The 13,107-nt window shown below is 45.5% G+C and carries 11 protein-coding genes, 4 tRNA genes and 1 rRNA gene; 15 read left to right on the top strand and 1 reads right to left on the bottom strand.

Annotation, left to right across the window (positions count from 1 at the left end; genetic code table 11):
- The 3 genes from rrf to birA form a co-directional block, all read left to right on the top strand.
- A 5S ribosomal RNA gene (gene rrf, locus KO533_RS21355) occupies positions 1 to 89 on the top strand; the annotation flags it as partial.
- A gap of 188 nt (positions 90 to 277) precedes the next feature.
- Positions 278 to 1,303 (top strand): UDP-N-acetylmuramate dehydrogenase, encoded by a 1,026-nt coding sequence (gene murB, locus KO533_RS21350; protein WP_219255995.1) that lies wholly within the window; start codon positions 278 to 280, stop codon positions 1,301 to 1,303.
- Positions 1,296 to 2,255, top strand: coding sequence for a bifunctional biotin--[acetyl-CoA-carboxylase] ligase/biotin operon repressor BirA (birA, locus tag KO533_RS21345; RefSeq protein WP_105251026.1), 960 nt, complete (start codon positions 1,296 to 1,298; stop codon positions 2,253 to 2,255). Before murB ends, birA begins: the two co-directional genes overlap by 8 nt.
- Before the next feature lie 27 nt (positions 2,256 to 2,282).
- On the opposite strand, the gene coaA is transcribed toward birA, so the two are convergent.
- The gene (gene coaA / locus KO533_RS21340; RefSeq protein WP_105251027.1) at positions 2,283 to 3,233 is read right to left on the bottom strand and encodes a type I pantothenate kinase; all 951 of its coding nucleotides are present in this window, start codon (positions 3,231 to 3,233) and stop codon (positions 2,283 to 2,285) included.
- 235 nt (positions 3,234 to 3,468) lie between these two features.
- On the opposite strand from coaA, the gene KO533_RS21335 reads away from it, so the two are divergent.
- The 12 genes from KO533_RS21335 to rpoB all read left to right on the top strand — a co-directional run bounded on the left by KO533_RS21335 (position 3,469) and on the right by rpoB (position 13,054).
- A tRNA-Thr gene (locus tag KO533_RS21335) sits at positions 3,469 to 3,544 on the top strand.
- A gap of 8 nt (positions 3,545 to 3,552) precedes the next feature.
- Positions 3,553 to 3,637 (top strand) — tRNA-Tyr (locus KO533_RS21330).
- 38 nt (positions 3,638 to 3,675) lie between these two features.
- Positions 3,676 to 3,749, top strand: a tRNA-Gly gene (locus KO533_RS21325).
- An 8-nt stretch (positions 3,750 to 3,757) separates the two neighbouring features.
- Positions 3,758 to 3,833 (top strand) — tRNA-Thr (locus KO533_RS21320).
- Positions 3,834 to 3,950: 117 nt separating this feature from the next.
- Entirely contained in the window at positions 3,951 to 5,135 is a 1,185-nt protein-coding gene (gene tuf / locus KO533_RS21315) for an elongation factor Tu (RefSeq protein WP_105251028.1), read from the top strand.
- Positions 5,136 to 5,396: 261 nt separating this feature from the next.
- Positions 5,397 to 5,768, top strand: a complete 372-nt coding sequence (secE, locus tag KO533_RS21310; protein WP_006083613.1) for a preprotein translocase subunit SecE — start codon at positions 5,397 to 5,399, stop codon at positions 5,766 to 5,768.
- 9 nt (positions 5,769 to 5,777) lie between these two features.
- Complete coding sequence (nusG, locus tag KO533_RS21305; protein ID WP_105251029.1) at positions 5,778 to 6,329, top strand: transcription termination/antitermination protein NusG; 552 nt, start codon at positions 5,778 to 5,780, stop codon at positions 6,327 to 6,329.
- Between the two features lie 127 nt (positions 6,330 to 6,456).
- A complete protein-coding gene (gene rplK, locus KO533_RS21300; RefSeq protein ID WP_006083611.1) occupies positions 6,457 to 6,885 on the top strand; it encodes a 50S ribosomal protein L11 in 429 nt (142 codons plus the stop codon).
- Positions 6,886 to 6,889: 4 nt separating this feature from the next.
- The gene (rplA, locus tag KO533_RS21295) at positions 6,890 to 7,591 is read left to right on the top strand and encodes a 50S ribosomal protein L1 (RefSeq protein WP_105251030.1); all 702 of its coding nucleotides are present in this window, start codon (positions 6,890 to 6,892) and stop codon (positions 7,589 to 7,591) included.
- Positions 7,592 to 7,859: 268 nt separating this feature from the next.
- Positions 7,860 to 8,360 carry a 50S ribosomal protein L10 gene (rplJ, locus tag KO533_RS21290; protein ID WP_006083609.1) on the top strand — a complete coding sequence of 167 codons (501 nt, stop codon included), beginning with the start codon at positions 7,860 to 7,862 and terminating at the stop codon, positions 8,358 to 8,360.
- 54 nt (positions 8,361 to 8,414) lie between these two features.
- A complete protein-coding gene (rplL, locus tag KO533_RS21285; protein WP_105251031.1) occupies positions 8,415 to 8,780 on the top strand; it encodes a 50S ribosomal protein L7/L12 in 366 nt (121 codons plus the stop codon).
- 242 nt (positions 8,781 to 9,022) lie between these two features.
- Positions 9,023 to 13,054 carry a DNA-directed RNA polymerase subunit beta gene (gene rpoB / locus KO533_RS21280; RefSeq protein WP_105251032.1) on the top strand — a complete coding sequence of 1,344 codons (4,032 nt, stop codon included), beginning with the start codon at positions 9,023 to 9,025 and terminating at the stop codon, positions 13,052 to 13,054.
- Positions 13,055 to 13,107 lie beyond the last annotated feature (53 nt).

The raw sequence follows: 13,107 nt of genomic DNA, 5'->3' as shown, positions 1-13,107 counted from the left end.
CCTGATCCCATCCCGAACTCAGAAGTGAAACGCAAACGCGCCGATGGTAGTGTGGGGTCTCCCCATGTGAGAGTAGGTCATCGCCAAGCGCCTAATTATCTCATTGAGATGTAACCAAGCCAGCTGAATAAGCTGGCTTTTTTGCATTCGCAATTTGTTAATTGGAGTGATTTCCCTGCTTTTTTCTCTGTTCTTCATTCAGTCATCTTCTCTAGCATGAGCTGCAATCCTCGCTTTTAGCAGTTACAATACGTTTTTGTCGTCATTGAACAAACACATGTCTCTATCTCATAGCCTTCAATCATTTAATTCCTTTGGTTTGGCCCAGTCTTGCGCGGATCTTGTTGAGGCGCACTCAAAAGAAGCTGTTAAGGTGATCTGTCTGCCGCTATGGCAACAACAATTGCCTATGTTGGTGCTTGGTGGTGGTAGCAATCTGGTCTTTACGGAGGACTTTAACGGCACAGTTGTCAGGATTTTATCGAAAGGGATAAAAGTATCTGAAGACACAGAAGCGTTTTATCTCGATGTTGAGGCGGGTGAGAATTGGCACGAGTTAATTCAGTTTACGCTCGAGCATGGCATGTTTGGGCTGGAGAATATGGCATTAATTCCTGGGACGGTTGGTGCAGCACCTATTCAGAATATTGGCGCTTATGGTGTTGAACTATGTGATGTGTGTGATTGGGTTGAGTATCTTGATTTACCCTCAGGTGAGTTTGTGCGCATCAGCACAGCTGAGTGTCAATTTGCTTACCGTGAGTCTATTTTCAAAGACAAATTGCGCAATCTCGCTGTAGTCACAGCTGTTGGGCTGCGCTTAGCTAAACGTTGGCAACCGCGTTTAGTCTATGGTCCATTGCAATCGTTTGATCCTGCAACCGTTACAGCGCATGAGATTTTTGAGCGCGTATGCCAAGTACGAAGTGAAAAGCTTCCTGATCCCGCAGTGCTCGGCAATGCAGGCAGTTTCTTTAAAAACCCCATTGTAAGCGCAGCCTGTTATCTCGATTTAGCACAGCGTTTTCCGACGATAGTGGGCTACGCACAAGCGGATGCAACAGTGAAATTGGCGGCAGGCTGGTTGATTGAACAAGCGGGACTGAAAGGTTTTGTGCTCGGCAATGTGGCAGTGCATGACAAGCAAGCCTTAGTGTTAGTGAATCGAGGCGGAGCAACGGGGCATGATATTTGCCGCCTAGCGCTGTATGTTATTGCGCAAGTACAGGATAAATTTGGTGTTGTGCTAGAAGCCGAGCCTAGAATCATCGGGGCTAACGGTGAAGGAGATTTGCATGTCTGATCATTGGGGAAGAAAACGCCAGATATTAGCTTTATTATCTAGCGGGCAATTTGTTTCAGGCGAGCAGTTAGCCACTGAACTTGGGATTTCGCGTGCCGCAGTGAATAAGCACATCGATGCGCTAGAAACCTATGGTGTGGCAATTTATAGCGTCAAAGGTCGCGGCTATAAGTTAGCGAATCCTATTTCTTTGATTGATGCTTCACGTTTAGTGCAATCAATTGATAATCGTTGCTTTTACTTTGATGAGATAGCAAGCACCAACGGTTTTTTGCTGGACCATATCACTGAATTGAAGAATGGTGATGTGTGTGTGGCAGAGTATCAATCTGCAGGTCGTGGTCGTCGAGGCCGAACTTGGGTGTCGCCCTATGGGCATCACTTATATTTCTCGCTGTTTTGGACTTTCCCGCAGGGAATAGCGCAGGCAATGGGATTAAGTTTAGTGGTGGCCTGTACATTGGTTGAAGTGCTTAAATCTTTTGGCGTCGAGAATATTGGTGTTAAGTGGCCCAATGACATCTATTTGGATAACAAGAAGCTTGCCGGGATCTTGATTGAGATGTCGGGTCAGGCTGATAGCCAGTGCCAGCTTATCATAGGTGTTGGTGTGAATATGGCTATGTCCGAGGAGCAAGGTAAAGGTATCGATCAGCCTTGGAGTGATTTGTCAGAGTTGGTCGACATGCCTGACAAGACGGCGCTTGTTATTGCATTACAGAAGCAGCTTAAGCGTGATATTCAGCTATTTGAGCGTGAAGGATTAGCTGCATTCAAGACTCGTTGGCAAGCTGCGGACTTATTTTATGGCCGTGAAATACGTTTGCTTATGGGGGAAAAGTCTGTCGAAGGAATTTGTCGTGGCGTTGATGAGCAAGGTGCAGTATTGCTCGAAACCGCCGACGGTGTTCAAGCATTTATCGGCGGTGAAATTAGCTTAAGGGCACGCTAAGTACCCAAGAGTCAATTTTACATAAGGCTATTTGCGCATTAGCACGTGGGACATTAAATGATCCTGACCTTTCTGCAGGATCAAATGGGCTCTTTCACGGGTCGGTTGAATGTTAAGTTGTAGGTTTGGACCATTGATTGTGTCCCAAATATTGGCGGCAATCGTATTGGCCTCATCATCGGTTAGCGTCGAATAGTGATGAAAATAAGATTTTTTGTCACTGAATGCACCAGAGCGGAACTGCAAAAATCGTTCTTTATACCATTGTTTTAGCAAAGGTTCTTCTGCATCGACATAAATAGAAAAGTCGACAAAATCGGAGACAAAAGGACGACGGGTATCAACGGGGGAGTCGAGTCCTGTTTGTAGTACATTTAAGCCTTCTAAAATTAAGATGTCTGGTTGAGAAACCGTTTGGTGCTGATTCTTAACGCGGTCATAGGTGACGTGTGAATAGATAGGGGCTTTGACATGTGGCTGACCGGATTTCACGGCGGAGATAAACTCAACCAGCATTTTCATATCGTAACTTTCTGGAAATCCCTTACGCTGTAATAGTCCTTTACGTTTTAAGTCCGCCAGAGGATACAAAAAACCATCTGTTGTCACCAAATCAACTTTTGGGTGTTCAGGCCAGTGCCGTAGTAAAGCTTGCAAAATACGTGCTGTGGTGCTCTTTCCGACGGCGACACTACCAGCAATACTAATGATGTAAGGACTTTTTGATGGTTTTTGACCGAGGAATTCATCAACCACTAAGCCTCGTTGTTGCTTAGCTTTAACGATCAAATTCAGTAGCCGGCTAAGGGGAAGATAAATATCGGTCACTTCCGATAAGGAAATCTTTTCATTTATGCCTCTAAGGTTCTCCAAGTCTTGCTCACTCAGTGTCAACGGCACTGAATCTCGTAACTCAGACCATTGCAGGCGCTCGAAGGCGAGATAGAGTGCTTTTTGAATTGAATTTTTAGAAGTCATTGGCTTTCCTCAGCTTAGGAAAGGCACAGTACACTATGAGATTATTTGGAACAATACTAAATGGGTGATTGCAGTCGTGTTTCCGTTACCGTTTGATGTATTCGCTGTTTAATTGGCCGTCAAAGTTGCATAACGTGTAAAAAAACACCGTTCAAGCGCTTTTTTTACGTAAATAGGCGTTTTTTACTTGCACTTGGGAGCGCATTTACCTAATATCCCGTTCCGAAATGATAATGCCGGCATAGCTCAGTTGGTAGAGCAACTGACTTGTAATCAGTAGGTCCCGAGTTCGACTCTTGGTGCCGGCACCATTTTCTGTGGAGGGGTTCCCGAGTGGCCAAAGGGATCAGACTGTAAATCTGACGGCTCAGCCTTCGAAGGTTCGAATCCTTCTCCCTCCACCACTTTTTTCTAGGTAGTTAGGTAGCCTTAGTTAGGTTGCGCGGACATCGTATAATGGTATTACTCCAGCCTTCCAAGCTGATAACGCGGGTTCGATTCCCGCTGTCCGCTCCAAATTAGTTGCTGATATGGCTCAGTTGGTAGAGCACACCCTTGGTAAGGGTGAGGTCGGCAGTTCGAATCTGCCTATCAGCACCAGCCTCTCTAAATTTAGCTCCTACGCCTAAACATAATCGGTTCGATGTCATTTTAATGCATCGGATTTTTTCTATATGTTAGTTTTCATCACCAAGAATCTTGGACTGAGGCATTACCATGGCTAAAGCTAAATTTGAACGTATTAAGCCCCATGTAAACGTGGGCACCATTGGTCACGTTGACCATGGTAAAACCACACTGACTGCAGCTATCTCTCACGTACTGGCTAAGACCTACGGTGGCGAAGCTAAAGACTTCTCTCAAATCGATAACGCTCCAGAAGAGCGTGAGCGCGGTATTACGATCAATACCTCTCACATCGAATATGACACGCCTTCACGTCACTACGCACACGTAGACTGCCCAGGCCACGCTGACTATGTTAAAAACATGATCACTGGTGCTGCACAGATGGACGGCGCGATTCTAGTAGTTGCCTCTACAGACGGTCCAATGCCACAGACTCGTGAGCACATCCTGCTTTCTCGTCAGGTTGGCGTACCTTTCATCATCGTGTTCATGAACAAATGTGACATGGTAGATGACGAAGAGTTACTGGAATTGGTTGAAATGGAAGTGCGTGAACTTCTGTCAGAATACGATTTCCCAGGTGATGATTTACCAGTAATCCAAGGTTCAGCTCTGAAGGCCCTAGAAGGTCAACCAGAGTGGGAAGCTAAGATCCTTGAATTAGCCGCAGCACTGGATTCTTACATTCCAGAACCACAACGTGACATCGATAAGCCGTTCCTACTGCCAATCGAAGACGTATTCTCAATTTCAGGCCGTGGTACAGTAGTTACTGGTCGTGTTGAGCGTGGTATTGTTAAAGTGGGTGACGAAGTTGAAATCGTTGGTGTTCGCACAACGACTAAAACAACGTGTACTGGTGTAGAAATGTTCCGTAAACTGCTTGACGAAGGTCGTGCAGGCGAGAACTGTGGTGTGTTATTACGTGGTACTAAGCGTGATGACGTAGAACGTGGTCAAGTATTGGCTAAACCAGGTTCAATCAACCCACACACGACTTTTGAATCAGAAGTTTACGTTCTGTCAAAAGAAGAAGGCGGACGTCACACTCCATTCTTCAAAGGCTACCGTCCACAGTTCTACTTCCGTACAACTGACGTAACCGGTACTATCGAACTGCCAGAAGGCGTAGAGATGGTAATGCCTGGCGATAACATCAAAATGGTAGTGACTCTGATTTGCCCAATCGCGATGGACGAAGGTTTACGCTTCGCAATCCGTGAAGGTGGTCGTACAGTTGGTGCTGGTGTAGTAGCTAAAATCATCGCTTAATTGCGATAGAGATTAGTTTGAAAAGGAAGCTTCGGCTTCCTTTTTTGTTTAAGTGGATTATTTCATAGGTTTTGTGGTTTGCATGGGATTCGCATCCTTGCTTACAAAGTCGAATAAGAATACAATCTATGGCCGATTTTTGACCCTGAGCTTATGCTATTTTGCGTTTCTAAGGGTGTTCGGAAATGCAGAGTGATGTGGGATTATGCCCGTCAATTAATGTGCTCTAAGCTCAGGCCGTATTGAGTAACGGAAAAACCGATGACAACAAATACTGAAAACCAGAACAATTCTCTGGATATCGTGAAGTGGGGTTTAGTGATTGTATTGCTAGCCGCTGCTGTTATTGGCAATCAAATGTATAGCGAAGCCAGTGCCGTCATACGTGCGCTTAGTGTTATCGTTGCATTCGCTATTGCTGGTTTTATTGCGCTTCAGACTGTAAAAGGTAAAAAAGCGTTAGCTTTTGCCCGTGAAGCGCATATCGAAGTGCGCAAGGTTGTATGGCCGACGCGTCAAGAAGCGCTAAACACCACTTTTATTGTCCTTGCAGCAACAGGTATCTTAGCTCTTATCCTTTGGGGTATGGATGCTGTGTTAATGCGAATTGTCAATTTTATCACTGGCGTATAGGCACCTCGAATGACTGAAGCTAAAGAAGCTAAAAAAAGATGGTATGTAGTGCAGGCATTCTCAGGCTATGAAGGCCGAGTTTGTAAGTCACTGATTGAATATATTAAAATGCATGGCATGGAAGCATACTTCGGTGAAGTATTGGTTCCGACTGAAGAAGTCATCGAAATGCGTGCAGGTCAGCGTCGCAAGAGCGAACGTAAGTTTTTCCCGGGCTATGTGTTAGTCCAGATGGAAATGAACGATGACAGCTGGCATTTAGTCAAAAGCATCCCGCGTGTTTTAGGCTTTATTGGCGGAACGTCTGATCGTCCTGCCCCAATTTCAGATAAAGAAGCTGATGCAATTCTGCGTCGCTTACAAGAAACGACAGCGTCACCGACTCATAGAACCATATTTGAGCCTGGTGAAGTGGTACGTGTGTGTGATGGTCCATTTGCTGACTTTAACGGTACCGTTGAAGAAGTGGATTATGACAAGAGCCGCGTGAAAGTATCAGTGATGATCTTTGGTCGTTCTACGCCTGTTGAACTTGATTTTAGTCAAGTTGAAAAAGGCTGATTAAATAAACTACAAAATCCGTTTGGCAACGGGTGCGAATTTCTATATAATTCGCACCCGTTGTTTTCGGGGGAGCATGTCAGCATGTCGCTGATGCGCGTTTGAACCCAAACTGAGGAAATGTCAGATGGCAAAGAAGATTGATGCTTATATTAAGCTACAAGTAAAATCCGGTTCTGCGAACCCATCACCACCAGTTGGTCCAGCTTTGGGTCAAAAAGGTGTGAACATCATGGAATTCTGTAAAGCGTTTAACGCCCGTACAGAAAAAATGGAAAAAGGCATGCCTATTCCTGTCGTGATCACTGTTTACAGTGACCGTTCATTCACTTTTGAAACTAAGACTTCTCCAGCGTCTTACTTACTGAAGACTGCTGCAGGCCTGAAATCAGGTTCTCCACGTCCAAACACTCAGAAAGTGGGTACTATCGCTCGCGCTAAAGTTCAAGAAATTGCTGAACTGAAAGCTGCCGATATGACTGGTGCTGACATTGAAGCGATGACTCGCTCAATCGAAGGTACTGCGCGTTCAATGGGTTTGGTTGTAGAGGATTAATATAATGGCAAAGCTAACTAAACGCATGCGCGTAATTCGCGAAAAAGTTGACGGTACTAAAAGCTACGATATCAACGAAGCTGTTGCTTTGTTAAAAGAATTAGCAACTGCAAAATTCGTTGAAAGTGTAGACGTAGCAGTTAACCTGGGTATTGACCCACGTAAATCTGACCAAAACGTTCGTGGTGCAACAGTGTTGCCACACGGTACTGGTCGTGACGTTCGCGTTGCAGTATTTACACAAGGTGCAAATGCTGAAGCTGCTAAAGCTGCTGGCGCTGAGCTAGTTGGTATGGATGATCTGGCTGAGAAAATCAAAGCCGGTGAAATGAATTTTGACGTAGTTATCGCATCTCCAGATGCAATGCGCGTTGTTGGTATGTTAGGTCAAATCTTAGGCCCACGTGGTTTAATGCCTAACCCTAAAACAGGTACAGTAACGCCAAACGTTGCTGAAGCTGTTAAGAACGCCAAAGCGGGTCAAGTTCGTTACCGTAACGACAAGAACGGTATTATCCACACTACTATCGGTAAAGTGGATTTCACACCAGTTCAATTGAAAGAAAACTTGGAAGCGTTAGTGTCAGCACTGAAAAAGGCTAAGCCTGCAGTTGCTAAAGGCATTTTCGTGAAAAAGATCAGCATCTCTACCACTATGGGTGCAGGTGTTGCAGTTGATCAAGCTACGCTTGAAACAACTCTATAATTTTACAAAGCGGGTGCATTAGTCTATAATGCGCGCACTTTGTGGGTTGAAGCCTGTTTTATCTTCCGTTTAGGCGGAGTTTAACTCAGGTTTCCGTCCAAGACCGCAGGTGTTTTTTGTAAAAATAACTTAATTTCCTGCGTAGACGGTGTCAGGCCCCAGCTAAAATTTTTTACTGGATAATCTGCACCGTAAGTCACTAAATACATAAGTATTTAGTATGGTAAATACTAGGGAATACCCTAGGTAGAATCCAGGAGTAAAGCCAATGGCATTAAGACTCGAAGACAAAAAAGCGATTGTTGCTGAAGTCAACGAAGCTGCCAAAGGTGCGCTATCTGCAGTTGCCGCTGATTCTCGCGGTGTGACTGTAGGTGCTATGACCGGTCTGCGTAAAAAAGCTCGCGAAGCTGGTGTATATGTACGTGTAGTACGTAACACATTGGCTCGTCGTGCTGTTGAAGGTACTGCTTTTGAGTGCCTAGCAGAAACGTTCACTGGCCCAACTTTGATTGCTTTTTCTTTAGAGCACCCAGGTGCTGCAGCACGTCTGTTAAAAGACTTTGCTAAAGAACAAGCTAACTTCGAAGTTAAAGGCGCAGCCTTTGAAGGGAATTTCATCCCTGCAGCTGAAATTGATCGTTTGGCGAAACTGCCAACATACGAAGAAGCACTAGCTCAGTTAATGATGACTATGAAAGAAGCATCTGCTGGCAAGTTCGTTCGTACACTGGCCGCCCTGCGCGATCAAAAACAAGAAGCCGCTTAATTTCAAGCTGGCTGCTTAATAAAATTGAATTCAGAACAATAGGAAACATTTGTTATGTCTATCACTAAAGACCAAATCTTAGAAGCCTTTGCAGCTATGTCTGTAATGGAAGTTGTTGAACTGATCGAAGCTATGGAAGAGAAGTTCGGCGTTTCTGCCGCTGCTGCTGTTGTTTCTGGCGGTGCAGAAGCAGTTGTTGTTGAAGAACAAACAGAATTCAACGTAGTTCTGACTGCTCACGGCGACAACAAAGTTGCAGTTATTAAAGCCATCCGTGGCGCAACTGGTTTAGGCCTGAAAGAAGCTAAAGCTATGTCTGAAGCTGCTCCAGTAGCAGTTAAAGAAGGCGTTTCTAAAGAAGAAGCTGAAGCTCTGAAGAAAGAACTTACTGAAGCTGGTGCTTCTGTAGAAATTAAGTAAGCTATTATTTAGCTTGCTCACCCAAGCCACTTGGGTGGAGGCTGGCGGTTTTTTAACCGTCGGCCTTTTTTGCGCTATATGCGCTGGCGATTTTTTTCACCGTTTGTCGCCAAATTTTGCAGTCCCTAGCAGAGATTACTGGTTAGGTTCTTGCCATCAACGGTGATGGGCAAACGTGCTGAATTTTAATAACTTAAGTTATTTATTCAGTCTTGGTCACATCTCGTAAGCAGAGGAAACCCATGGTTTACTCCTATTCTGAAAAGAAGCGTATTCGCAAAGACTTTGGTAAGCGTCCAAAAGTTTTGGATATCCCTTATTTATTGTCTATCCAGCTAGACTCTTTTAAGAAGTTCACCGATCAAGATCCTACCGGTGAGCGCGGTTTAGAAGCCGCCTTCCGTAGCGTTTTTCCCATCAAGAGCTTTTCTGGTAACTCAGAACTGCAATACGTCAGCTATAAGCTTGGCGAGCCTGTTTTTGATGTGAAAGAGTGTCAGATCCGTGGTGTTACGTATTCAGCTCCACTACGCGTTAAATTACGCATGGTGTTGTATGACCGTGAAGCAGCGGCGGGCACAGTAAAAGATATTAAAGAACAAGAAGTCTACATGGGTGATATCCCATTGATGACGGATAACGGTACTTTTGTTATCAACGGTACTGAGCGTGTAATCGTATCTCAATTACACCGTTCTCCAGGCGTGTTCTTTGATCATGACCGTGGTAAAACCCACTCATCAGGTAAGGTGCTGTATAACGCACGTATTATTCCTTACCGTGGTTCATGGCTTGACTTTGAATTCGATCCTAAAGATGCACTATTTGTGCGTATTGACCGTCGCCGCAAACTGCCTGCGACCATCATGTTACGTGCATTAGAATATTCTACTCAAGAGATCCTCGATCTGTTCTTCGAACGCGTTGAGTTCAAGATCAAGAAAGATACTCTGGTCATGTCTTTGGTGCCTGAACGTCTGCGTGGCGAAACTGCCAGCTATGACATCAAGGATGCTGAAGGTTCTGTACTGGTTGAAGCGGGACGTCGTATTACTGCGCGTCACATTCGTCAGTTAGAAAAGACCAATACCACTGAGCTTGAAGTGCCAGTTGAATATATCGTGGGCAAATATGCTGCTCAAGATTATATCGATCCGGACACGGGTGAAGTTTTAGTCTCTGCCAACAGTGAAATTAGCTTAGAAGATCTGGCTAAACTATCATTGGCCGGTATTAAAGATATCAGCACGTTGTATATCAACGAGCTAGATCATGGTGCTTATATTTCAGATACGCTGCGTATCGATTCAACCACTAACCGCTTAGAAGCGCTGGTTGAGATCTATCGTATGATGCGTCCTGGCGAGCCACCAACCAAAGATGCTGCCGAAGCACTATTCCAGAACTTGTTCTTCAGTGAAGAGCGTTATGACCTGTCTAAAGTAGGTCGTATGAAGTTCAACCGTCGTCTCAGCATTCCTGATGACGAAGGTAGCGGTGTATTGTCTAAAGAAGACATCGTCGCGGTAATGAAGAACATCATTCATATCCGTAACGGTTTCGACGAAGTCGATGACATCGATCACTTAGGTAACCGTCGTATTCGTAGCGTCGGTGAAATGGCTGAAAACCAATTCCGTGTTGGTTTAGTCCGTGTTGAGCGCGCCGTGCGTGAACGTCTGTCTTTAGGCGATCTGAACGAGCTGATGCCACAAGACTTGATCAACGCTAAGCCAATTTCTGCTGCAGTGAAAGAGTTCTTCGGTTCTTCTCAGCTGTCACAATTCATGGACCAAAACAACCCGCTGTCAGAAGTAACGCATAAGCGTCGTATTTCTGCACTTGGCCCTGGTGGTTTGACTCGTGAACGTGCAGGCTTCGAAGTCCGCGACGTACATCCAACGCATTATGGTCGTTTATGTCCAATTGAGACCCCTGAAGGTCCAAACATTGGTCTAATCAACTCATTAGCAAGTTTTGCCCGTACTAACTCTTACGGCTTCCTAGAAACGCCATACCGCAAGGTTATCGACGGCGTGATTACTGACGAAGTGGAATACTTGTCAGCAATCGAAGAAGGTCGTTATGTGATTGCACAGGCGAACATTGAAGTTGACGCTAGCGGTCGTATGGCAGAAGAGCAAATTGCTTGTCGTCATAAAGGTGAATCGACCTTTATGCGCGCTGCTGACATCCAGTATATGGACGTTTCGCCACAACAGATTATTTCTGTTGCTGCGTCACTGATCCCGTTCTTAGAACACGACGATGCTAACCGTGCCTTGATGGGTGCGAACATGCAACGTCAAGCCGTACCCACACTGCGCTCTGAAAAGCCGCTAGTAGGTACTGGTATTGAACGTACTTTGGCTGTTGACTCTGGTGTTGTGGTTGTTGCTAAACGTGGTGGTTTTGTAGACTACGTTGATGCGAGCCGCATCGTTGTTAAAGTAAATGAAGATGAGCTGCGCCCAGGCGAAGCCGGTATCGACATTTATAACCTGACTAAATACACCCGTTCTAACCAAAACACTTGTATCAACCAACGCCCTTGTTGTGCTGTTGGTGAGCCAGTCGTTCGTGGTGACGTGTTAGCAGACGGTCCGTCTACTGACTTAGGTGACTTAGCCCTTGGCCAGAATATGCGTATCGCATTCATGCCTTGGAACGGTTACAACTTCGAAGACTCGATCTTAATTTCTGAGCGCGTAGCGCAAGAAGACCGTTTCACTACTATCCACATTCAGGAGCTGTCTTGTATTGCTCGTGATACCAAACTGGGTAGCGAAGAAATCACGGCTGATATTCCAAACGTAGGTGAATCTGCTCTGTCGAAACTCGACGAGTCAGGTATCGTTTACATTGGTGCAGAAGTGAAGGGCGGCGATATTCTGGTTGGTAAAGTGACGCCAAAAGGCGAAACACAGCTAACGCCAGAAGAGAAGTTACTCCGTGCTATCTTCGGTGAGAAAGCGTCTGACGTTAAAGACAGTTCACTGCGTGTTCCTAACTCTGTTAAGGGCACTATCATCGACGTACAGGTATTTACCCGTGACGGCGTTGAAAAAGACAAGCGTGCAGTTGAAATCGAAGAGATGCACATTGCCCAAGCTCGTAAAGACTTAGGCGAAGAGTTCAAGATCCTTGAAGAAGGTGTATTGAGCCGTGCGCGTAACCTGTTAATCGGTGCTGGTTTCACTGAAGCGCAAATTGCTGCGTTGCCACGTAAAGATGTATTGGTTCAAGTCATTGACGATGAAGCAAAACAAACTGAACTTGAGCAATTAGCTGAACAGCATGAAGAGCTGAAAGCTGACTTCGATAAGAAGTTTGAAATCAAACGTCGCAAGATCACCCAAGGTGATGACTTGGCGCCAGGAGTACTCAAGATCGTTAAGGTTTACTTAGCGGTTAAGCGTACTATCCAACCTGGTGACAAGATGGCGGGTCGTCACGGTAACAAGGGTGTTATCTCTAAGATTTGCCCAATCGAAGACATGCCATATGACGAACAAGGTAACCCAGTAGACATCGTATTGAACCCGCTAGGTGTTCCATCACGTATGAACATTGGTCAGGTACTTGAAGTCCATATGGGCGCCGCTGCCAAAGGTATTGGTAACAAGATCACTGCGATGCTTGAAGAACAGCGTGAGCTGGCTGAAGTTCGTGGTTACATCAAGCAAGTTTATGAATTAGGTGACGAAGTGCAGCAGCGCGTCGATATCGATTCATTCACTGATGATGAAGTATTACGTCTTGCGACTAACCTGAAAGGCGGTATCCCGATTGCAACTCCTGCATTCGACGGTGCTAAAGAGAAAGAGATCAAGCAGATGCTTGAACTTGCAGGTTTGCCAACCTCTGGTCAGTTGAAGTTGTTTGATGGTCGTACCGGTAACGAATTTGAGCGTCAAGTAACGGTAGGTTACATGTACATGCTCAAACTGAACCACTTAGTTGATGACAAGATGCACGCCCGTTCTACCGGTTCGTACAGCTTAGTGACTCAACAACCACTGGGCGGTAAAGCTCAGTTCGGTGGTCAGCGTTTCGGTGAGATGGAAGTGTGGGCACTAGAAGCATACGGTGCCGCTTATACGCTTCAAGAAATGCTCACTGTTAAATCGGATGACGTTAACGGTCGTACTCAGATGTATAAGAACATCGTCGACGGTAACCATCAGATGCAACCTGGCATGCCAGAGTCCTTCAACGTGTTACTGAAGGAGATCCGTTCACTCGGTATTAATATCGAGTTGGATCAGGCATAAGCGCAGGCCTTTAGCCGCGTTTGGCAAACAGAATGGTGCTCCGTGCAAGCGGA

The organism is Shewanella sp. NKUCC05_KAH (assembly GCF_019345585.1).
In the GTDB taxonomy this organism is placed as follows: Bacteria; Pseudomonadota; Gammaproteobacteria; order Enterobacterales; family Shewanellaceae; genus Shewanella; species Shewanella oncorhynchi.
This window is presented reverse-complemented; position numbering and strand designations above follow the sequence as displayed.